The organism is Shewanella sp. HL-SH8 (assembly GCF_051165765.1).
In the GTDB taxonomy this organism is placed as follows: Bacteria; Pseudomonadota; Gammaproteobacteria; order Enterobacterales; family Shewanellaceae; genus Shewanella; species Shewanella glacialimarina.
The window spans coordinates 828,249-847,815 of sequence record NZ_CP195039.1 but is presented as its reverse complement, the minus strand read 5'-3'; the positions used below and the strand labels follow the sequence as shown (position 1 = coordinate 847,815).

23 protein-coding genes and 1 pseudogene are annotated in these 19,567 nt (G+C 41.1%); 10 read left to right on the top strand and 14 right to left on the bottom strand.

What is annotated here, in order from left to right; genetic code table 11:
* Window positions 1-4: 4 nt before the first annotated feature.
* From ACRWQN_RS03845 to ACRWQN_RS03825, 5 genes are all read right to left on the bottom strand, one after another.
* The gene (locus ACRWQN_RS03845) at window positions 5-244 is read right to left on the bottom strand and encodes a hypothetical protein (RefSeq protein ID WP_434939833.1); all 240 of its coding nucleotides are present in this window, start codon (window positions 242-244) and stop codon (window positions 5-7) included.
* Window positions 232-1,119 (bottom strand): glycosyltransferase, encoded by an 888-nt coding sequence (locus ACRWQN_RS03840; protein WP_434939832.1) that lies wholly within the window; start codon window positions 1,117-1,119, stop codon window positions 232-234. Before ACRWQN_RS03840 ends, ACRWQN_RS03845 begins: the two co-directional genes overlap by 13 nt.
* A 113-nt stretch (window positions 1,120-1,232) precedes the next feature.
* Window positions 1,233-2,171, bottom strand: a complete 939-nt coding sequence (locus ACRWQN_RS03835) for an SPFH domain-containing protein (protein ID WP_434928093.1) — start codon at window positions 2,169-2,171, stop codon at window positions 1,233-1,235.
* Entirely contained in the window at window positions 2,171-3,121 is a 951-nt protein-coding gene (locus ACRWQN_RS03830; protein WP_434928092.1) for an SPFH domain-containing protein, read from the bottom strand. Before ACRWQN_RS03830 ends, ACRWQN_RS03835 begins: the two co-directional genes overlap by 1 nt.
* Before the next feature lie 54 nt (window positions 3,122-3,175).
* Window positions 3,176-3,631 carry an NfeD family protein gene (locus ACRWQN_RS03825; protein ID WP_434928091.1) on the bottom strand — a complete coding sequence of 152 codons (456 nt, stop codon included), beginning with the start codon at window positions 3,629-3,631 and terminating at the stop codon, window positions 3,176-3,178.
* Between the two features lie 235 nt (window positions 3,632-3,866).
* Here ACRWQN_RS03825 and ACRWQN_RS03820 point away from each other — a divergent pair, with 235 nt between their 5' ends.
* The gene (locus ACRWQN_RS03820; protein WP_434939831.1) at window positions 3,867-4,616 is read left to right on the top strand and encodes an outer membrane protein OmpK; all 750 of its coding nucleotides are present in this window, start codon (window positions 3,867-3,869) and stop codon (window positions 4,614-4,616) included.
* Between the two features lie 122 nt (window positions 4,617-4,738).
* Here ACRWQN_RS03820 and udp read toward each other — a convergent pair whose 3' ends face one another.
* Entirely contained in the window at window positions 4,739-5,494 is a 756-nt protein-coding gene (gene udp / locus ACRWQN_RS03815; RefSeq protein ID WP_434939830.1) for a uridine phosphorylase, read from the bottom strand.
* A gap of 318 nt (window positions 5,495-5,812) precedes the next feature.
* Between udp and ACRWQN_RS03810 the strand changes: the two genes are divergently transcribed.
* Complete coding sequence (locus ACRWQN_RS03810) at window positions 5,813-6,031, top strand: YdcH family protein (RefSeq protein WP_434939829.1); 219 nt, start codon at window positions 5,813-5,815, stop codon at window positions 6,029-6,031.
* Window positions 6,032-6,102: 71 nt separating this feature from the next.
* Here the strand turns inward: ACRWQN_RS03810 and ACRWQN_RS03805 are convergent, their stop codons facing one another.
* Together ACRWQN_RS03805 and ACRWQN_RS03800 are read right to left on the bottom strand one after the other, a co-directional pair.
* Entirely contained in the window at window positions 6,103-7,278 is a 1,176-nt protein-coding gene (locus tag ACRWQN_RS03805; RefSeq protein ID WP_434939828.1) for a type III PLP-dependent enzyme, read from the bottom strand.
* A 305-nt stretch (window positions 7,279-7,583) separates the two neighbouring features.
* Window positions 7,584-8,042, bottom strand: a complete 459-nt coding sequence (locus ACRWQN_RS03800) for a hypothetical protein (protein ID WP_434939827.1) — start codon at window positions 8,040-8,042, stop codon at window positions 7,584-7,586.
* A gap of 169 nt (window positions 8,043-8,211) precedes the next feature.
* Between ACRWQN_RS03800 and ACRWQN_RS03795 the strand changes: the two genes are divergently transcribed.
* The 3 genes from ACRWQN_RS03795 (at window position 8,212) to ACRWQN_RS03785 (ending at window position 9,846) form a co-directional block, all read left to right on the top strand.
* Window positions 8,212-9,045 (top strand): mechanosensitive ion channel family protein, encoded by an 834-nt coding sequence (locus ACRWQN_RS03795; RefSeq protein WP_434939826.1) that lies wholly within the window; start codon window positions 8,212-8,214, stop codon window positions 9,043-9,045.
* Window positions 9,046-9,229: 184 nt separating this feature from the next.
* Window positions 9,230-9,652: a hypothetical protein gene (locus ACRWQN_RS03790; RefSeq protein ID WP_434930595.1), complete on the top strand. Its 423-nt coding sequence runs from the start codon at window positions 9,230-9,232 to the stop codon at window positions 9,650-9,652.
* Entirely contained in the window at window positions 9,649-9,846 is a 198-nt protein-coding gene (locus ACRWQN_RS03785) for a helix-turn-helix transcriptional regulator (RefSeq protein WP_434939825.1), read from the top strand. The genes ACRWQN_RS03790 and ACRWQN_RS03785 overlap by 4 nt, the downstream gene beginning before the upstream one ends.
* Window positions 9,847-9,867: 21 nt before the next feature.
* Here the strand turns inward: ACRWQN_RS03785 and ACRWQN_RS03780 are convergent, their stop codons facing one another.
* Together ACRWQN_RS03780 and ACRWQN_RS03775 are read right to left on the bottom strand one after the other, a co-directional pair.
* Complete coding sequence (locus tag ACRWQN_RS03780) at window positions 9,868-10,323, bottom strand: GNAT family N-acetyltransferase (protein ID WP_434930596.1); 456 nt, start codon at window positions 10,321-10,323, stop codon at window positions 9,868-9,870.
* Between the two features lie 40 nt (window positions 10,324-10,363).
* The gene (locus ACRWQN_RS03775) at window positions 10,364-11,245 is read right to left on the bottom strand and encodes a radical SAM protein (protein WP_434940591.1); all 882 of its coding nucleotides are present in this window, start codon (window positions 11,243-11,245) and stop codon (window positions 10,364-10,366) included.
* Window positions 11,246-11,404: 159 nt separating this feature from the next.
* Here ACRWQN_RS03775 and ACRWQN_RS03770 point away from each other — a divergent pair, with 159 nt between their 5' ends.
* Entirely contained in the window at window positions 11,405-11,674 is a 270-nt protein-coding gene (locus ACRWQN_RS03770) for a hypothetical protein (RefSeq protein ID WP_434928083.1), read from the top strand.
* 45 nt (window positions 11,675-11,719) lie between these two features.
* Here ACRWQN_RS03770 and ACRWQN_RS03765 read toward each other — a convergent pair whose 3' ends face one another.
* Both ACRWQN_RS03765 and ACRWQN_RS03760 read right to left on the bottom strand, forming a co-directional pair.
* A complete protein-coding gene (locus tag ACRWQN_RS03765; RefSeq protein WP_434939824.1) occupies window positions 11,720-12,037 on the bottom strand; it encodes a putative quinol monooxygenase in 318 nt (105 codons plus the stop codon).
* An 11-nt stretch (window positions 12,038-12,048) separates the two neighbouring features.
* A complete protein-coding gene (locus tag ACRWQN_RS03760; RefSeq protein WP_434928081.1) occupies window positions 12,049-12,546 on the bottom strand; it encodes a GNAT family N-acetyltransferase in 498 nt (165 codons plus the stop codon).
* 221 nt (window positions 12,547-12,767) lie between these two features.
* Between ACRWQN_RS03760 and ACRWQN_RS03755 the strand changes: the two genes are divergently transcribed.
* Together ACRWQN_RS03755 and ACRWQN_RS03750 are read left to right on the top strand one after the other, a co-directional pair.
* A complete protein-coding gene (locus ACRWQN_RS03755; protein ID WP_264177950.1) occupies window positions 12,768-12,893 on the top strand; it encodes a hypothetical protein in 126 nt (41 codons plus the stop codon).
* Between the two features lie 325 nt (window positions 12,894-13,218).
* Window positions 13,219-14,013: a S1/P1 nuclease gene (locus tag ACRWQN_RS03750; protein ID WP_434939823.1), complete on the top strand. Its 795-nt coding sequence runs from the start codon at window positions 13,219-13,221 to the stop codon at window positions 14,011-14,013.
* Window positions 14,014-14,099: 86 nt separating this feature from the next.
* On the opposite strand, the pseudogene ACRWQN_RS03745 reads toward ACRWQN_RS03750, so the two are convergent.
* Together ACRWQN_RS03745 and zntR are read right to left on the bottom strand one after the other, a co-directional pair.
* A pseudogene (locus ACRWQN_RS03745) lies at window positions 14,100-15,558 on the bottom strand (SO_0444 family Cu/Zn efflux transporter).
* Between the two features lie 105 nt (window positions 15,559-15,663).
* The gene (gene zntR / locus ACRWQN_RS03740) at window positions 15,664-16,119 is read right to left on the bottom strand and encodes a Zn(2+)-responsive transcriptional regulator (RefSeq protein ID WP_226411498.1); all 456 of its coding nucleotides are present in this window, start codon (window positions 16,117-16,119) and stop codon (window positions 15,664-15,666) included.
* A gap of 348 nt (window positions 16,120-16,467) precedes the next feature.
* Between zntR and purH the strand changes: the two genes are divergently transcribed.
* Together purH and purD are read left to right on the top strand one after the other, a co-directional pair.
* Complete coding sequence (gene purH / locus ACRWQN_RS03735) at window positions 16,468-18,057, top strand: bifunctional phosphoribosylaminoimidazolecarboxamide formyltransferase/IMP cyclohydrolase (protein WP_434939822.1); 1,590 nt, start codon at window positions 16,468-16,470, stop codon at window positions 18,055-18,057.
* A gap of 86 nt (window positions 18,058-18,143) precedes the next feature.
* Complete coding sequence (gene purD / locus ACRWQN_RS03730) at window positions 18,144-19,445, top strand: phosphoribosylamine--glycine ligase (protein ID WP_434939821.1); 1,302 nt, start codon at window positions 18,144-18,146, stop codon at window positions 19,443-19,445.
* Window positions 19,446-19,567: the final 122 nt, after the last annotated feature.

Here is a 19,567-nt window from a genome sequence, read left to right as displayed (position 1 = left end):
AAAACTAAGACAGTATTTTAGTAAACAAGTCGCGCCATTTAGCTTGCACCCTATCCCACTGTTCAATAGACCATAGTTGAACCTGAGCCTCTTTATCTAAGCCATTTTTATCTGAGCAAGCTTCATCTAAGTATGGCTGTTGCAGTTCTGCTGCCATGTTTTGCTCTAGAACATCCATCGAAGACACTTGAGCGGCTTGCCAATCAGCAATAAACGCTTCAATCGCTTGAGTTATTGATGCCACTGCCCCCCTTTTATCGGGGTAACATATGCATCAGGCCAGCGCGATGTTATCTCTGTCAATTGGTCGCCCAAACCATCGACCTCGGTAGATATTATCCACTTTTGCATGGCTAACGCTTCAATAAACACCAGTCCAAAGGGTTCCCATCGCGAAGGAATAATTACTGCATCACAGGTCATTAAAAAATCGGCGACATTATCAACCCTGCCAACTATTTCAACATGGGCTAAAGGCGCGGCTAATTTAGTTAATGCAGTTAATTGTGGCCCTTCTCCTGCAAGTTTGAGCTGGCATTGGCTTGTGGCAATATTTGCCATGGCATGCAGTAATAAATCAAAGCCTTTTTGCTGATGAAACCGCCCATAAGCAGCAATTACTGGTATTTTATGAGTTGCGCTAACAGTCTGCGTGTTTGTGGTCACAAACTGGCTTAAATCACGCCCCTGCCCCACAAGTTCAATTGCACTTGTTGTAACAAGATTATTTGTAATCATCCATTGACGTTGCGACGGTGAGATAGCAATAACGTAATCCATTAAAGCATAAGTCATTTTCAACATACGATAGAAACGGCTGACTGAGGGGATTTGTGACACCACAAAGTGCTGACAATAATGGTGCTCTTGTAACATAAATGGCGTGCGTGGAAACTGCAGTTTTAGCCAAACTAACCCAATCAGTTTGCGCCAGCTAGAGGCACCATGAAAGCAGATAATGTCGGCAGAGGTGGATATTCGACTTAGGCGGGTCAAATCGACATAGCGGATCTCAAAATCATAGTCTTGAGCTAATGACGAATCACAAAGTGCTTGCAAGGCGAAATTGACTCCACCCATGCTGTTATCATCAACACAATGCAAAATTTTTGGCCGCATTTAACCCCTATTAAGGCGAGTAAGAAGTACTTAAATTGTTGCACAACTAACTATAAAAGCAAAATGGGCCAGTAAATACCGGCCCATTTAAGGTTTAACATTTAACAACAGAATTACTTTTTATCGTCTTTCAAACCAATCGTGTCCATCCAGTATTCAAAGTTCACTAAGTTACCGGGTAATACAATGCGAGTGTCTGTCTTGGTTAACCCATCTAACTGCTTCATATACTGCTCGCCTAACTGCATACGTAATGCACTTTGGCCGCCTTCAGAAGAAATCACTTGTGCCAGACGCTCAATCGACTCAGACGTCGCTTTAGCTAAGGTTAAAATTTCTTGGGCTTTACCTTCAGCTTCGTTGATTCGGCGCTGCATTTCGCCTTCTGAACGGTTAATGGTTTCCGCCATCACACCCTCAGAGCGGTTAATTTTACTTTGCTTGTCACCTTCACTTTTTGCCAATAATGCACGGCGTTCACGCTCAGCGTTCACTTGCATTTCCATGGCATTTTTAACGGTTTCAGGTGGGGTAATGTTCTTAATTTCATATCGATGTACGCGTATGCCCCAAATCGCACCGGCTTCGTCTAATACTTGAACCACTTTGGCGGAAATTAGGTCGCGCTCTTCAAAAGTACGGTCTAAATCTAAAGTACCAATCACTGAACGTGTAGTGGTTTGCGCTAATTGAATGGCTGCATAACGGTAGTCGGTAATACCGTAACTGGCTTTAACAGGGTCAGTCACCGAAATATAAATTACCCCGTCAACTTCGACATTGACTTCATCGCTGGAAAAACATTCCTGCGGTGGCACGTCAATTGTTTCTTCTTTCAAGTCATGTATATAAGCTACTTTATCAACAAACGGCACTAGCGCATGAAAACCGGCATCTAAGGTGCAGTGATATTTACCTAAACGCTCCACAATACACGCTGACTTTGTTGGGACTAAGCGAATAGATTGGAATAACTTCATCACGAAGATAGCAAAAATAATACCCCAAATACCCATTACAACAATATCGGTATCAATTCCATTTAAGATCATTAGCGTGCTCCTTTTGCTGCTGACTTGGCATTCTGTGATGGTGAACCTGAAACCGCATGGGTAACTTGTTCCATACCTTCAAAAAAGCCTTCCAGTTTTGCCATTTCTGCTGGCACCACTGATACTTGAGCTTCAGATAAAATCTTACCCACCTGACCAATAAACTGCTCTTTCAGTAACATATTCATTGCATCGTTACCGCCATTAACGGTTAATGCCTTACAAATCATTTCCATACCATCGGCTTTTGCATTGGCAATAATGGAGATTTCTTGACCGGTACCAAGTGCTTCATTAATTCGTTTTTGCTTTTGGCCTTCAGATAAATTAATCGCTTCCTGGCGTTCACCCTGCGACATATTAATCATCGCCGCTTTTTCAGCATTGGCTAAAGTAATTTCAGCACGTTTGCGGCGTTCCGCTTCCATTTGCTTTTCAAGCGTATGGATCACATGGTGCGAGGGGGTAATATTTTTAATTTCATAGCGCAAAACTTTAATGCCCCAGGGATCGGAAGCTTTATCAATTTCACGTACAATCGATTCATTTAAGCTGTCACGCTCGGAAAAAGTTTGTGACAAAGTCAATTTACCAATTTCAGAACGCATAGTGGTTTGGGCAAGGTTTACAGCCGCTTTTCGATAATTCTCAATACCGTAGCTAGCTAGCTTGCCGTCCATGACTTTTAAGTAAACTAAACCATCGACTTCTAACTGAGTGTTATCTTTTGAAATACAACTTTGCGGAGGGACATCAAGTACTTCCTCGCGGGTATCGTGTCGGTAGGCAACACGGTCAACAAAAGGGACTAAAAAATGAAAGCCCGGTTGCAATACGGTACGAAACTTTCCTAAACGTTCAATGACATGCACTTCGCGCATAGGCACTATCAACATCAGCTTAAATAAAATAAACATGATGAATAAAAATATTATGGTAAACATGAACATACTCTCTTCCTTTTGATACTACATTAATGACGCTTGGCTATTTGAGTGGATGTGTTACTCCACAAAAGGCTCAACCACTAATGCAATGTTATCCCGACATATGATTCTAACTTTTGTGCCCGATTGTATCTCAGTACCATCACCAAGTGCAGTCCAATCTGAGCCTAAACAACTCACGCGCCCAGTTTGTTGACCCGGGCCAATCGGTTCCTTAACAATGGCAACCTGATTGTACAAATCTAATTCTTCATCTGTGTTATCAACATGTGAGTCCCCACCCACTAGTTTTTGGGTCACATGACGGAAGCTGAGTAACATTACCATTGAGGCAATAAACCACAGGGTTAGACTTTGGCTTATACCTTCGATAATACCCACAGCTAATGCCAAAGCAACCAACAAACATGATGAGCCGAGCAATATTACTATACCGCCTGGAATAATAATTTCCGCTAGCATCAACACTATGCCCAGTATTACCCATATTGAAATTGGGTCACTAAAAGTCATATTCACTCCTTATTCTAGAGTATTCGTCATTAGACTATATCAACTCTTTTACCTTATAGCGACATATTATGTCAGGCAAATAATCCTTCACCTTTTAGTCTATAGTTAAACGGTATCCTTCGATGCTAATTTATTTATACTCAGGTAACATATTGCGGTAACCCTATAAAACTAAACGTACAATCGGTAATTTTTTTGTATTTGTTCTGATAGCAAAATAAATGAAGGTATTTCAATGAATAAAAACTGGCTAGCTTTAGCCCTTCTCGCCGCTCAACCCGCTATTGCTGATGACATGGTGCAATGGTGGGATTTTAGTGCCACGGCACTTTATGGTGACAACTACGATTTAGCACCATCAGAGACCCAAACAACTATCACAGTTGAAACTGCGGGCGCATGGAAATATGGCGATTGGTTTGCCTTCCAAGATTTTACCCATTTTAATGATGCTAATGGGCAACAAAGAACAAACTATGGTGAAATATCTCCCCGTTTTAGCTATGGAAAAATTTCTGGTAATAAGATTAATCTTGGCCCAATCAAAGATGTGTCGTTGGCACTGACATTAGAAGAAGGCAGAGGTCCTGTAACCAGTTTGCTTTACGGCGTAGGACTTGACTTTGATATCCCTTATTTTAGCTATTTTCAACTTAACACCTACCGTCGTAATGCGATAAGTAGCGGTAATAACAGCGATGGCTGGCAATTAACCCCTGCGTTTAGAGTTGATTTCCCTGTAGGCAATTCCAATATTGTATTAGATGGTTTTATTGATTGGATATTTGTAGCCGACAACGGTGGTTATCAAGAAAATCTGCACTTCAATCCACAAATCAAATACGATTTAGGGTCAATTTTATTCGGCCAACATAAAAAGAATAAACTCTTAGTCGGTTTTGAATACGACTATTGGCAAAATAAATACGGCGTAGACGGGATTGATCAAAACACTTATTCAGTCATTGCTAAATATCACTTCTAACTCAATTTTTAGTTAAACTTAAAATAGCTTATTAGTGGCAGTGTTTGTATCGGGCTAAAAGACAAAGGGCACCCTAGGGTGCCCTTTTACATATCAATAGCTGTTTTAAGATTAAATCGGTACTAGAGTAACTTTTTCGCTGCTGCAACAACAATAGATACTGCAACACCTTCGGTTTTCTTCATGCTAGCCTCATCTGGGATCTCTTGCTGAGTGCGGTTTACAATCACACCCGCAACGCAGGCTGCACGCCAACCTTGAGTCGCACACATAGTAAATAAAGTTGCTGATTCCATTTCATAGTTCAGCACACCCATAGACTGCCACTCTTTCATCGAACCGACAAAACGTTGAGTGATACGGCCTGATACTGTGTCATAACGCTCTTGTCCTGGATAAAAAGTATCAGAAGATGCTGTAATGCCCACATGTGGTTCAACACCTGCATCACGACAGGCGGCAACCATTGCTGTGGTGCAGTCAAAGTTTGCTGCAGCTGGGAACTCAAGTGGCGCAAAGTGCAAGCTTGCACCATCTAAACGTACTGACGCTTGTGTCACAATCACATCGCCAACATTGACATGCGGTTGAATGGCGCCAGTAGTGCCTACACGTAAGAATGTCGTGACACCTAACTGAGCTAATTCTTCTACCGCGATAGAAGTTGAAGGGCCACCAATACCGGTTGAACAAACAACGACAGCTTTGCCGTCGATATAGGCTAAATAAGTGGTGTATTCACGATGGCTGGCAAGAAACGCCGCATTATCCATTAATTCAGCAATACGCTTCACGCGTTCTGGATCACCGGGCACGATTGCTAATGTAGCGCCATCTAACATTTTTTTGGTCAAACCTAAGTGGAATACGTCAGACATGCTGAACCCCTATATTATTTTAAAAATGAAACGCTGTGTTTTATAAACTGTATCCTAGTATTGTCTCAGAAAAGGTTAACTGGATCACATTATTATTTATCACTGATATAATTTGTCGTTAAACGGTGGAAAATGAACTCGCTAAAAAGCTGGGTAATTAACTGATAACAGCTCATTAAATCAACATGTAACAATGAAGATTAACATTTTATATCTCCAAAACACGTTAATTTGATTTACATCAAACTTTTACTTTAAAGATAAGAGTAGGTTTAAGGTATAGCAAAAAATAATTATTTACCCTACAGGAGTTTATCTATGTTCCCAGAATACCGTGACTTAATTACTAAACTTAAAACATCTGATGCGCATTTTTTAAGAAAATTTGACGAACACAATCAGTTAGATGAAGAGATAAAGCATTTAGAAACACACAATAGCAGTGATAGTACGCCAGAAGTAAAAGTGCTAAAGGCGAAGAAACTGCACCTTAAAGAAGAGATTTTTAACATTCTGAAAAAACACGAAATGGCTTAACGAAAGAATATACTTCGTTTTAAGCAAAAAAAAGGACGCCTAGGCGTCCTTTGTTGAATCTATATTCTTTATTATAAATAGTAATCTTTAAGCGGTGGAAAACCGTTAAAAGAGACAGCTGAATATGTTGTAGTGTAAGCCCCTGCAGTTAACCAATACATGCGATCGCCAATGGCTAAATCAACAGGTAAACCATAGCTGTAATGCTCATACATGATATCAGCACTGTCACACGTTGGTCCGGCAATAACACACTTATCTAACTTGCCTGTGCGGTCAGTATAGATAGGGAATTTAATCGCTTCGTCAGTTGTTTCAATCAAACCTGAGAATTTACCCACGCCGGTAAATACCCAACGTTCAAGTGCGGTATTTGATTTGCGTGAAATCAACACGATCTCAGAAACCAATACACCCGCATTAGACAATAGTGAACGACCAGGCTCAAGAATAATTTCAGGTAAATCATCCCCAAAATCTTCATGCAAGAAATGCTTAATTTGCTGAGCATATGTCGCTAGCTCGTTGGTTTTGTCTACATAGTTTGCAGGAAAACCACCGCCTAAGTTAATCATTTTAAGCACAATGCCGTGTTCTTCACGTAAACGGTCATAAATACTTTTCACTTTACCTATTGCAGAATCCCATGCGCCTATATCGCGCTGCTGAGAACCGACATGGAAAGAAATACCGTGTGGCTGTAGGCCTAACTCTTTTGCTAATACCAATAAGTCATAAGCCATTTCATTCTGGCAACCAAACTTACGTGATAAAGGCCAATCAGCAGTATGAGTGCCTTCGGTAAGAATCCGAACATACACTTTTGCGCCGGGTGCTTCTTCAGCGATCATGCGTAAGTCTGCTTCTGAATCAGAAGCAAACATACGAACACCTTGCTCATAAAAAGAGCGCACATCAACACGCTTCTTAATGGTGTTACCGTAGCTGATACGGTCAGGGCTAACACCAATTGATGTCACCATTTCTAATTCATAAATAGAGGCAATATCGAAGCTAGAACCTTTGTCACGCAATAAAGTTAAAATTTCTTTTGCAGGGTTAGCCTTCACCGCATAATACACTTTAGCAAAAGGGAAACTTTCCACCATGTCATCGAATTGTTTAGCAACGATCTGAGTATCAATGACGACAAATGGTGTCGGCTTGTCTTTCGCGAATTCTTGAATACGGGCGAAAGTATCTTTTTCATAATAATCAGCGATATCAATAGATTGAAATTGGCTCATTAGGCCGGTGCCTCCTCATAGTTGGGCAATAATACTGGGCAATGCTTTAACAATAAATACGTGCTTTTGACAACATGGTAAAACAGGCGAAGTAAACGCTATTTTAAGTTGCGACGCAATGAATTTTTATGCGTCATAGACAATTTTTTATTCCAATAGCCAGCGGCTCTATTTGTCATTTCCACTGCGGAATTATCCATATCAGATACAATTTTAGTTAAAACATGCCAGTTGCTATCTCTATTCAACCAAATATTGGTGAAAATAACAAATGATTAACCTAAATTAATATTTTTAAGATGTCATTACCATTGAACAATGAGTGATTCGACATCCTGCGCATATGCAATCGATATCACCTTTAGTTGATTGATTTTTATGATAGTAGCCTGACTTTTTTCGGCAGGAAACCTTGCTGTTATGTCACCTTCTCTATCAAGTCCTAACATAAATGAATAATCTTGCATTTTAGGTACGGCAATAAATTTCGCAATAAGTGAAGGCATACCACTGATATCAGCAACATAAACTAAATTTTCAGGCCGTTTATCTGCTGGTATTTGTTCAAATGCGGCTTGGATAACTGCTCCGCCGTCCATATCCCGACTAAATAATAAGACCTGTGTTTTTGAAGTTACATTAAGTGGCTTATTAAACTGATTGTGTAAACTCATTTCTGTCAGCGTATCGCCCACTTTTAGTGTCAGCTTATCCGCAATTGTGGAAGTAGATAAAAATAACATCGGTAATATAAAACTTGCCATAAACAGCTGATTTCGCATTTGCCACCTCTAAGCTAAAAATACGTTTAGTCACGCTACCAAGATAATATGACTAATATCCCAATGAAGATGATTTTTTATAAAGTGAATGAACTTGTTATGATGCGGTTCACAAAAATACCTTTATGACTTGCCAAAATAGGGATATCAGATGGACCAACCAAACTTAGACCTGGAACTTGCCCAACTTCAAAATGCTTACAGCCTTATCACTGAGTTTTTAGTTCAGTATAGCTTTCAGCTTGTTGGGGCTTTACTGATATTTTTAATCGGATTATGGCTAGCAAGTAAAGTGGCTAACCTTGTCACTAGGCTATTTGAAAAGCATGAAATAGACATTACCCTGAGTAATTTCACTTCAAACTTGGTTCGCATCATTATCATAGTCATGGTTGCGGTCATCTGCTTAGGTAAACTGGGAATTAGTATCACACCAATGGTTGCCGCTATTGGTGCAGCATCCTTAGGGGCAGGACTTGCTTTACAAGGCATGTTATCAAACTATGCCGCAGGGGTGACTATCATAGTGACTCGCCCTTTTGTGGTCGGTAACACCATTGAAGTGAGTGGCGTTAATGGTGTAGTCAGTTTGATCAAACTGGGACAAACAATATTAACCAACGAAGAAGGTGAACAAATCAGTATCCCTAATAAACTCATTATAGGTGAAATACTGCATAACTCATTTGAATACAAGTTAGTTGAAAATACCCTCAATATTGATTATCAAGCTGATACCGCGGCGATAATTACAATAATTGAACAGGCTATTTCGCTGTCAGACAAGGTCAATAAAGACCAAAAAATCTTAGTTGGCATCAACGGTTTTAATAGCATAGGCATTGAATTGGGTATGCGGTACTGGGTGCCAACAAAACATTATTTTCAAGCTAAGTATCAAACCAATCAACAAGTGATGCTGGCATTAAAACAAGCCAACATAATCATTCCTTGCCCAGTGCGAGAGATTCAAATTCAACATTAACCCTGAATAGGATTAGTGTTGAATATATTAGGGCGACATTATGTCGTCTTTTTGTTTTCTGCCCGCAAAAAGACTTAAATTAACGACAAAAAGTAAACTACACTTGACACATTTCAGTAATCACACCATATTTAAGTAAAGCTTACTTGACATTAAAGCAGACTAACTTGAAAAGGATACCGAAATGAAAACACTCGATTGTAATAATACAGATTGGAAACAGCGTAACCAGATTAACACCAAACGACTCGCTAAATGGACGGCTGCATGGGTACTTTCTTTAGCATTTGCCACTTTTGGCGCTCAATTTATTTGGCAACAAAGCCAATGGATAACACTTACCGCAATAGGCGTTAACTTTCTTATTGGAATAGGGATGATAATTGCCAATAAGCAACATTTAGCCGACTTAGATGAACTTCAGCAAAAGATTCAACTCAATGCCATGGGCTTAAGTTTAGGTATGGGACTTATCATAGGCATCAGCTACTCAACCTTAGATACAACAGGTCTAATTCAAGCTCATGCAGAAATATCCCATCTTGTTATTGTGATGAGTCTCACTTATCTAATAGGTATAATAATGGGAAACAGGAAGTACCAATGAATAATCGCTTGAAAGTATTACGTGCCGAGCGGGACTTAACTCAAGCTCAGTTAGCTGACTTGTTGAATGTGTCGCGCCAAACCATTAATGCGATTGAAAAAGGTAAGTTTGATCCCAGCTTACCATTGGCATTCAAAGCCGCGCGACTATTTGGCTTGACCATAGAAGATATCTTTCTTGATGAACCAAGCTAATGACTCCTTAGCTTGGTTCAATTAAAGGTGTTTATGCATAAACAAGCTGTGGCGATCTAACGGGTAGTCAGCAAATTGTTCGCCTACCTCAAATCCAAAACCTGCGTACAATTGTCTAGCGGGTTCAAAAAATGCCATTGTGCCAGTTTCTAAACTGAGCTGTTGATATCCGTTAATTTTTGCAACATCCAACATATGTTGCAATAATTTTGCTGCAACGCCTTTACGTCTATGGGCCTTGGCTACGCGCATAGATTTAATCTCTGCATGTAATGTACTAAGGTGCTTTAATGCGCCACATCCAGCAAGCTGCCCATTGTCCCAAATAGTCCAAAAGGTAATATTAGGCTGGCGCAGTTTTGATAAATCTAAAGCATGAACCGACTCTGCTGGAGAGGTTGCGTACATATCCTGTAAATGTTCTTCTAACAATGCTGCTATTTCAACACCAGATAAATCATCGACTCGAATATCCATATTAATAACTTCCTTTTATCTAATATTGAGAGCAACAGGCTTACAGGCCTCTTTGCCATTCTTGTCTTAATGGCACCATACCTTGTAATGCTTGCGTGACTTGTTGGACAAGTTGAGGTTTGTCTTTACCTAACACACCTTTAAGCACTAAATAATTTGAAGCGTGATCAGATCTAAAAATGGTTTTAGTTAACTCAAGGTGAGTCAGCAAAGTATGCATTTCAGCCAATAATCCCTGTTGGTTAGGTAACTCAAACTTACCATCAAATGCCGCATCCATACGCTCAGTACCTAATGGTAAAGTGACCACTAAAGTAGACAGGTAATCAGGTTGAGTTTCATTCATTAACTTAGCTGAGGCTATGGCATGTTGCTTGGATAATTTAACCCCACCCAGCCCCATTAAAATCATTACTGATGATTTCATTCCAGCTTGCTTGATTTTATGAAGGGCTTCAACTGAAGACTGATAATCTTCACCCTTTTGAATACGGGTCAGCACTTCATCATCGCCACTTTCACAGCCGACATAAAGTAAAGATAATCCCATTTGACGCAGCTCAGCTAACTGTTCAACCGTTTTATTTTTCAAATTACGCGGCAAACAGTAACTGCTAATACGAGTCACAGAGGGGAGATGGGTATTAATTAACTCACACATGGCTTTCAAGCGATTAAATGGCAGGCTCATCGCATCACCATCAGCCAAAAACACCCGACTTATTGGATAACCCGATTCAGCGGCGAGTAAAATGTCTTGTTCTATTTTATCTAATTTCTGCGCCCGAAACTGCTTTTGCGGTTGAGTATACATGTCGCAAAAAGTGCAATTATTCCAACTACCTCCATTAGTCACCTGTAAGATTAATGACTTCCATTCTGACGGTGGCCTAAACACAGGTTCAATATATTCTAACAAGATCACATCCCTTAATATTCATTTAAATCACACTCTATTACACTTGGTTTATGGCATAAAACATAATTTGTCATAAAAAAGCACTATCCATGAATAAATTTTTTGTTATATTAGCCTAATCAACATTTTAGTTGACTATTTTTCTCTCACAAAGGAGTGTGAATGAGTTACATGATGATGGATCAGACCGCGCTTGATATCGGTGAGCGCCGAAGTGCCCCCTTAGCTAATAGTGAATGTTGGGAGCTCACAACTGCTGAGCAAAAACTCGCACTATACGACTTACATCGTTTCGGATACCGTTTACTGTTTGTTCGGCACACATTAAAAGGTCCAGTGGCTGTAATATCACAACAAAATGACATTGCTGCAATATATCAAGATGGTGAGGTCGACTTACGCCCCAACATCGTTTTACGTAAATCCCACTAATTCATTTTAAAAAGAGTGGCCTGCCACTCTTTTATTTGTAATCTATTACACAATAACCTGATTAAATACTTCAACATGGTGCGATTCGACTAACTCAGGCATTACTTTATGAAAATAATACTGAATAGCCTCTTTTTCGCAATGTTGGTCAAATGCTGCCCGGTCGACAAACTTTTCCACAAAAGCCACTTTATTGTCATCATCTAAGCTAATGTTTAATTCATAGCGAATACAACCTAGCTCTTTACGCGTGTCAGGAATTAATGCAGCCAACGCCGCCACTAGTGCATCTCGCTTACCTGTTTGGGCGACAAATTGTGCTACACATACTAACTGGGTGTTATTGATTACATAATCAGACATTAAAATTTCCTTTAAAATTGGTAAAGCATATCAATATGGGGGATTCCATCTTCTAAATAAACCTCGGAATGGCTAATAAAACCAAGGCGCTGATAAAATTTTTGTAGATGTTCCTGTGCGCCAATTTGCACCCCAGCATTGGGCCAATACGCCAATACTTTTGGTAATGCCTGTTGCATTAATGACTCTGCTAAGCCCTGGCCGCGGTGACTAGATGCAACAACAACCCGTCCAATACTGGCTTGCGGGTAACTTAATCCTGGAGGCAAAATACGACAATAGGCAACTAAATGTCCGTCTCGGTCCTGTATTACCATGTGCTGGGTTTGTGAATGTCGATCTTTCTCGTCCAATTCAGGATATGGACACTTTTGCTCAACCACAAACACATCAACTCGCAGTTTCATTATTTCGTAGAGTTCATCTCGTGTTAACTGTTCAAACCTCAGGCTACGTGAAATCACTTTCCACTCCTTTATACTCTCTCTAATTTGACCATATTGTAACATTACTTAACACGCTAATATCTCAAGTGCCAACACGGCACTTTATATGCCAAAGTGATAGCATAAATTACGCTAATCCTAGATGAAAATATTATATATTGGCCCTAGATGAAACTAAACGAATTAGTGCTACGCTACTTTTACTAACTAGGTTAAGCACAAAAACAGCATAACCGTTAATAAATGAATTCGTCATTTTCTATCATACTTTTTTGGAGCACAACATGAGTAAAGAGCGCAATAATTCTAAAGAATCCAAAAAGCAGCCATTACTGTCATTAAAAGAAAAACGTGCAGTTAAGCAATCAAAAAACGCACCTTCATCAGGTATCGTTTCTAAGGCTAAATAAAATTTATTTTTAAGTGATAACCATAAGAAATACCGAGCATAGCTCGGTATTTTTGTTTGTGCCTCTTTCAATCATTTCTCACACAAATTCGCAACGTCAAAATACAAGTCAAGCAAGCTTCTGTAAAACGCCTTTTTCGCTGTTATTTTGCACAATACCATTCTATAAACCAATATATAGCATTAACAGATTACAGCATTGCGTTAACGACTACTGCTGTTATCGCCCAAAACTCACGATGAGAGCATGTCATATAAGAGTGCCGTTTTCTCTTTTGGCTTGAGGTTAGGAAGCAATTTACATCAATAACAAGAAAAGGAATTTAATGAACTGGATAACATCCTTGCTCTGCATTAGTTTAGTCTTGTGCATATTCAGCAGTCATCCTGCTGTGGCATTTGGCAGATTAGGTCATCAAATTATCGCTCATATAGCCGAAGACAATTTAACTGATCACGCGGCTAAAAATATCCGTCAATTGACTCAGGGGAAATCCTTAGCACAAATATCGACTTGGGCAGATGAAATACGATCCAGCACTCATTGGAGACATAGTGCCTCTTGGCATTATATATCCATTGATGAGAATGAAAGTTGGAGCAATGTTAAACGTAATCCAAACGGTGATATTTTACGCAGTCTAGAAGGTTTTGAAAAAGTACTCTCTAACTCGAACACAACAATTAAGAAGCAATGGCAAGCGCTCGCCTTTTATGTCCATTTTGTCGGTGACCTACACCAACCTTTGCATGTAGGATATCGTCATGATCAGGGTGGTAACGGCGTGAAATTGAAATGGTTTGGTAAAAACAGTAATTTACATTCGGTATGGGACAGTAAACTATTAGCCCACCAGCAACTTAACGCTAATCAATATACGCGCTTTTTGAGTCATATCACCCCAGAACAAAAGCATGACTGGACGGGAAAAAACTACTATCAATGGGCTGATGAGTCTACAGCCTTACGGGTCAATGTTTATCGATTAGAGGTCAATTCAGCAGCAGAATACGAGTTAGGGTCCGATTATGAAACAGCCAATTTACCTTTAATTGAACTTAGATTACAGCAGGCTGGTATTCGATTAGCTGAAAAGTTAAATCAGATATTTGGCCAATAAGCGTGACAAATCTCAATAAAAAAGGCCTTTGCGGCCTTTTTATCTTAGACCATCATTAATATCATTTGATGGCATTTAACGCTGCATTACGAGCAACAGCTTTGATCTTTTTGTTTTTTAGGCAGCTTATCCCATAATACTTTTGCCATTAAAATGGCTAACACAATGCCCGATATTGCCACAACACCTTGTGGTAATAACTGATGTTCTGGTCCAATTTGCGGTATCACCTCAAATCCAAAGGTCGCCACTAAGTAATTCACAACCATGCCAGAAATTAACGCCACACCGATGACTCCACCAAGATAACCTAACAATGCACGCTTGCCTAACTCCTTACTGACCACACCTAATGTGGCAATATTAGTAGCAGGTCCTGCCATCATAAACACCAGCACCGCACCCGGCGACACCCCTGCTAATAACAGCCCCGCAGCTATTGGCGTTGAAGCGGTTGCACATATGTACATAGGCACAGACACCAGCACCATCACTAACATAGCTAGAATACCATCACCCCATTTTGCCAAAAAATCACCGGGTACAAAGGTTTGTACTAAAGCGGCAAAGAACAAACCCACCAATAACCATAGGGTGGTGTCACGCACGAGATCGGTCGCTGCATAGTGCAAACCTGAGCCCACTCGGCTTAAAATTGAGTTTTGCTTTAACGCAGTCGCCATATCATCGGTTGAAGCACAACAACTTTCAGAGGGGTCACTCGCTTTAGGAGTCACATTTGCTTGGTTAGCCGATTTGGTGCTGCAACAACTGGCTTTCGTCGATGCTGCAATATCGGATTTGACCGGAGCGGTTATTTGCGCAGACGACGCTGAAGCTTTGCTGCAACAGCTGGACTTTTGCGGTGTTTTTTCGGCGGAGGTTGAACTACAACACGATTTTACCTGACCAAGATTATCCACTGATTTATCAGCAACAACCTTAAATGAATCAGCTTTAAACGACTGACTTTCAACCAAAGCGTGCTTAATCAACGAGCTAGCGGGATCGACAGGCTTAAAGCTCATCGTTGTTATCGCTTTAGGTTTAGCTGACTGACTTGCACAACAACTGCTGGATTTTTCTGCTATCACAGCCGCAGTCTTTTCCACAGCTTTATGGCTAGCTTTATCATCAGGCTTTCCATCATCGTCATCTCGCCCGACCAACAAGCCTGCAACAATGGCGCTGGTGATTGCCGCAATTGGACGTACTATGGCCATGAAAGGGCCGAGTAACACGTAAGACACTGTCACGGAATCAACACCGGTTTCAGGCGTTGAAACTAAAAAGGAGGTTGTCGCGGCTTTTGATGCACCTGAGCAGACGCAAGCCAACAGCAGCAGGAATAACCCCACATGAACATAAAGGCAATGGCGCACCTAGCAAGGCCGCTTTTAGCACGGTTTTAAAACCATGACCACCTAACTGCTTTTGCATCCACTCCATAGGAACAAAGACTTTTAACAAGCCAGCCAGAATGAGTCCAAGCAGCAGCCAGGGTGCCGACTCTAAAAATAACTGAATAAAATTATCAAATAACATAGTGATTTCTCCAGCGGCTATCGGTTAAAGCCGCTTATGGCAATATATAACTAACAAGCTTCCATCAAGGTGTTTATACCTGCGAACAAGCAGAATCAATAAAGACTAACCATGTTGATGCGCTTTATGTGCCGTTTCATTTCTGGCATTTAGCTGCTTATCTTCAGATTCAAGCGCCTCTAAAATACTGCAATGCTCGGCGCTATCGGGGCCACCACAACAGGCATTTGATAAGCTTTGTAAGGAATTAGCAAACTGGGTTAACTCGGCAATTTTAGCTTCAACATGCTCAAGTTTGTTATCCACCATACCCTTCACGTCAGCACAGGCCCAGTTGGCTTTATCAAGTTCAATAGACAACAGCTCTGATATCTCATTTAAGGTAAAACCAACAGCTTTAGCGCGTAAAATAAAACGTAATCTAGCGGCATCATCATTATTATATAAACGATAACCTGATTCAGATCGGCTTGATGGTGCTAGCAGACCGTGTTTTTCATAAAAGCGTAAGGTGTCAGCCTTGATATCACACTGACTCGCTAACTCACCTATTCGATACATAATCGTCCCGTTGTTGCCCTAAGCAAACTTTGAATATGGCTCAAGTATAAACCTTAGAGTTTAATCCAAGGTCAAGGGTTTTCTGGTCATTTATTTTCTCTGGTGTTGTTCGGATTTCAATATTGTGAAATCACGCAGAAAAAACACTCAAGCCCTATTGTTTACGGTAAAATATGCGCGCTCTGGCGGCACAGATAATAATAATCATAAATAGCTGCACATTTTGTTCAAATAATGCCCCGAGGAACTTTGGCAAAACAGATTCACTTTTGGGTGTAAACACCATTTAACAACCCGAATCTGCTTTGCGAAAGATCCTTGAAATTTAATAGTGGACCCTGTACCTACATGAATACTGTCAGACCAATTCGTCGCGCGCTACTAAGCGTTTCAGATAAAACTGGAATCCTTGAATTTGCACAAGCTTTGCATGCCCAAGGTGTTGAACTGTTATCTACCGGTGGCACAGCAAAATTGCTGGCCGATAACAATATCCCTGTCATGGAAGTTTCTGATTACACAGGTCACCCTGAGATCATGGATGGTCGTGTCAAAACATTGCATCCTAAAGTGCATGGCGGCATTTTAGCTCGTCGTGGTATTGATGAGATCGTGATGGAACAAAATGGTATCAAGCCTATCGATTTAGTCGCCGTTAATCTGTATCCGTTTGCTGAAACTGTGGCAAAAGCAGGTTGTACATTGGCTGATGCCGTTGAAAATATCGATATCGGCGGCCCAACAATGGTGCGCTCTACGGCTAAAAACCACAAAGACACTACCATAGTGGTTAACGCTAAAGATTACGCTCGCGTGATTGCTGAAATGCAAGCTAACAATGGTAGCACTACGCTTGAAACCCGTTTTGACCTAGCCATAGCCGCATTTGAACACACTGCGGCATACGATGGCATGATAGCTAACTACTTCGGCACTATGGTGCCTGCTCATAGCAAAGATGAGTGCCATGACGATTCAAGCTTTCCACGTACATTCAACACTCAGTTGATCAAAAAACAAGACTTACGCTACGGTGAAAACAGTCATCAAAAAGCGGCGTTTTATGTGGATACGCACATTGATGAAGCATCTGTTGCCAGTGCAACTCAACTTCAAGGTAAGGCATTATCTTATAACAACATCGCCGATACTGACGCAGCACTTGAATGTGTAAAAGAATTTGAAGGCCCTGCATGTGTGATTGTTAAGCATGCTAATCCTTGTGGTGTAGCATTAGGTAGTACTATTTTAGAAGCTTACGAGCGCGCATTCAAAACAGATCCAACCTCTGCCTTTGGTGGCATTATTGCCTTTAACCAGGAATTAGATGCAGACACGGCCAAAGCGATTGTTGACCGTCAATTTGTTGAAGTGATTATTGCACCTAAAGTCAGCCAGGCTGCGCGTGATATTGTTGCGGCTAAAGCTAACGTACGTTTATTAGAATGTGGTGAGTGGAACACTAAAACCACCACTCAAGACTTTAAGCGTGTTAATGGTGGTTTATTGGTTCAAGACCGCGACCAGGGCATGGTCAATGTTGAAGACGTTAAAGTGGTATCAAAACGTCAACCAACAGCAGAGCAATTAACCGACTTAATGTTCTGCTGGAAAGTGGCTAAGTTTGTCAAATCAAATGCGATTGTTTATGCCAAAGATGGCATGACAATCGGTGTTGGCGCAGGTCAAATGAGCCGCGTTTACTCAGCTAAAGTTGCCGGCATTAAAGCTGCTGATGAAGGTTTAGTGGTTGAAGGTTCTGTAATGGCATCTGATGCATTTTTCCCATTCCGCGATGGTATCGACGCTGCAGCTGCTGCAGGTATCAGCTGTATTATTCAACCGGGTGGTTCAATTCGCGATGAAGAAATTATTGCCGCTGCGGATGAACACAATATCGCCATGGTATTTACTGGCATGCGTCACTTCCGCCATTAATCGGCACTAGAATAGAGCAGCCTTGTTTGGCTGCTTTTTTCGTTTAAAGAATCATATATTTTTACTACTTAGAGGAATGAATCGAGATGCAAGTACTTGTAATTGGTGGCGGCGGTCGTGAACATGCTCTAGCTTGGAAAGCGGCTCAGTCTGCTCAAGTTGAAAAAGTTTTTGTTGCGCCAGGTAATGCGGGCACATCACTAGAGCCAAAACTAGAAAACGTAGCAATCAAGGTTGAGGCCATTTCAGAGTTAGTGAAATTTGCCCAGGACAACAAGATTGAACTCACCATTGTTGGCCCAGAAGTGCCTTTATCATTAGGTGTGGTTGATGCGTTTAACGCTGCCGGTTTACCTATATTTGGCCCAACACAGGGTGCTGCTCAGCTTGAGTCATCAAAAGCCTTTACTAAAGACTTTTTAGCGCGTCATAACATTCCAACAGCTGATTATTCAAACTTCACTGAAATTGAGCCAGCCAAAGCTTACGCGGCAGAGTTAACCGCTAAAACAGGTTTCCCTGTGGTGATTAAAGCCGATGGTTTAGCCGCAGGTAAAGGCGTGATTATTGCTGCTAGCCAGGTTGAAGCTGATGCAGCCATTGACGATATGTTATCTGGTAATAAATTTGGCGAAGCGGGTTCACGCGTTGTTATCGAAGAATTTTTAAAGGGTGAAGAAGCCAGCTTTATCGTTATGGTTGATGGCAAAAACATTCTAGCCATGGCCACCAGCCAGGACCACAAAGCTCGCGACAATGGAGACTACGGTCCAAATACAGGCGGCATGGGTGCATACTCACCGGCACCTGTTGTGACTCAGGCAGTTCATGACTGGACCATCGCTAATGTTATTCGCCCAACGGTAGATGGCATGGCCGCTGAAGGTAACGTTTACACTGGATTTCTTTACGCGGGCTTGATGATTTCACCTGACGGTAGTGCAAAGGTACTTGAGTACAACTGCCGTTTTGGTGACCCAGAGACTCAGCCAATCATGATGCGTCTGCAATCTGATATCGTTGAACTGTGTTTAGCAGCAACTCGTGGCGAGTTAGATACTGTTACCGCTGAGTTTGATTCACGTCCTGCTGTAGGTGTTGTGTTAGCCGCTGGCGGTTACCCAGATGCGTATCGTAAGCATGATGTGATTGATGGTTTATCACTTGGCGATAACAATGCCAAGGTATTCCATGCTGGCACTGAAATGAAAGACGGTCATGTGGTCACAAATGGTGGCCGAGTGCTATGTGCTACAGCATTAGGTAATACGGTTACTGAAGCGCAAAAAGCCGCTTATGGATTGGTCAATACCATCCATTGGGATGACGTTTACTTCCGCACCGATATTGCTTACCGTGCCATTGCGCGCGAGCAAGGTAAAGCATAATAAGTTAGTTTTTATGTGACATAAAAAATCCCTGTGATGGTGGCTAATTAAAGCATCACAGGGATTTTTTAGTTGTAGGGTCTATATAATCAGGCAGCTTTGGAAGCTATTTTTTATTTCGA

Bases quoted from the DNA above. Each gene is read 5' to 3' on its own strand.
- ACRWQN_RS03840 (WP_434939832.1), bottom strand. From the start codon at position 1,119: ATGCGGCCAAAAATTTTGCATTGTGTTGATGATAACAGCATGGGTGGA.
- ACRWQN_RS03835 (WP_434928093.1), bottom strand. From the start codon at position 2,171: ATGATCTTAAATGGAATTGATACCGATATTGTTGTAATGGGTATTTGG.
- ACRWQN_RS03830 (WP_434928092.1), bottom strand. From the start codon at position 3,121: ATGTTCATGTTTACCATAATATTTTTATTCATCATGTTTATTTTATTT.
- ACRWQN_RS03825 (WP_434928091.1), bottom strand. From the start codon at position 3,631: ATGACTTTTAGTGACCCAATTTCAATATGGGTAATACTGGGCATAGTG.
- ACRWQN_RS03820 (WP_434939831.1), top strand. From the start codon at position 3,867: ATGAATAAAAACTGGCTAGCTTTAGCCCTTCTCGCCGCTCAACCCGCT.
- udp (WP_434939830.1), bottom strand. From the start codon at position 5,494: ATGTCTGACGTATTCCACTTAGGTTTGACCAAAAAAATGTTAGATGGC.
- ACRWQN_RS03810 (WP_434939829.1), top strand. From the start codon at position 5,813: ATGTTCCCAGAATACCGTGACTTAATTACTAAACTTAAAACATCTGAT.
- ACRWQN_RS03805 (WP_434939828.1), bottom strand. From the start codon at position 7,278: ATGAGCCAATTTCAATCTATTGATATCGCTGATTATTATGAAAAAGAT.
- ACRWQN_RS03800 (WP_434939827.1), bottom strand. From the start codon at position 8,042: ATGGCAAGTTTTATATTACCGATGTTATTTTTATCTACTTCCACAATT.
- ACRWQN_RS03795 (WP_434939826.1), top strand. From the start codon at position 8,212: ATGGACCAACCAAACTTAGACCTGGAACTTGCCCAACTTCAAAATGCT.
- ACRWQN_RS03790 (WP_434930595.1), top strand. From the start codon at position 9,230: ATGAAAACACTCGATTGTAATAATACAGATTGGAAACAGCGTAACCAG.
- ACRWQN_RS03785 (WP_434939825.1), top strand. From the start codon at position 9,649: ATGAATAATCGCTTGAAAGTATTACGTGCCGAGCGGGACTTAACTCAA.
- ACRWQN_RS03780 (WP_434930596.1), bottom strand. From the start codon at position 10,323: ATGGATATTCGAGTCGATGATTTATCTGGTGTTGAAATAGCAGCATTG.
- ACRWQN_RS03770 (WP_434928083.1), top strand. From the start codon at position 11,405: ATGAGTTACATGATGATGGATCAGACCGCGCTTGATATCGGTGAGCGC.
- ACRWQN_RS03765 (WP_434939824.1), bottom strand. From the start codon at position 12,037: ATGTCTGATTATGTAATCAATAACACCCAGTTAGTATGTGTAGCACAA.
- ACRWQN_RS03760 (WP_434928081.1), bottom strand. From the start codon at position 12,546: ATGTTACAATATGGTCAAATTAGAGAGAGTATAAAGGAGTGGAAAGTG.
- ACRWQN_RS03755 (WP_264177950.1), top strand. From the start codon at position 12,768: ATGAGTAAAGAGCGCAATAATTCTAAAGAATCCAAAAAGCAGCCATTA.
- ACRWQN_RS03750 (WP_434939823.1), top strand. From the start codon at position 13,219: ATGAACTGGATAACATCCTTGCTCTGCATTAGTTTAGTCTTGTGCATA.
- zntR (WP_226411498.1), bottom strand. From the start codon at position 16,119: ATGTATCGAATAGGTGAGTTAGCGAGTCAGTGTGATATCAAGGCTGAC.
- purH (WP_434939822.1), top strand. From the start codon at position 16,468: ATGAATACTGTCAGACCAATTCGTCGCGCGCTACTAAGCGTTTCAGAT.
- purD (WP_434939821.1), top strand. From the start codon at position 18,144: ATGCAAGTACTTGTAATTGGTGGCGGCGGTCGTGAACATGCTCTAGCT.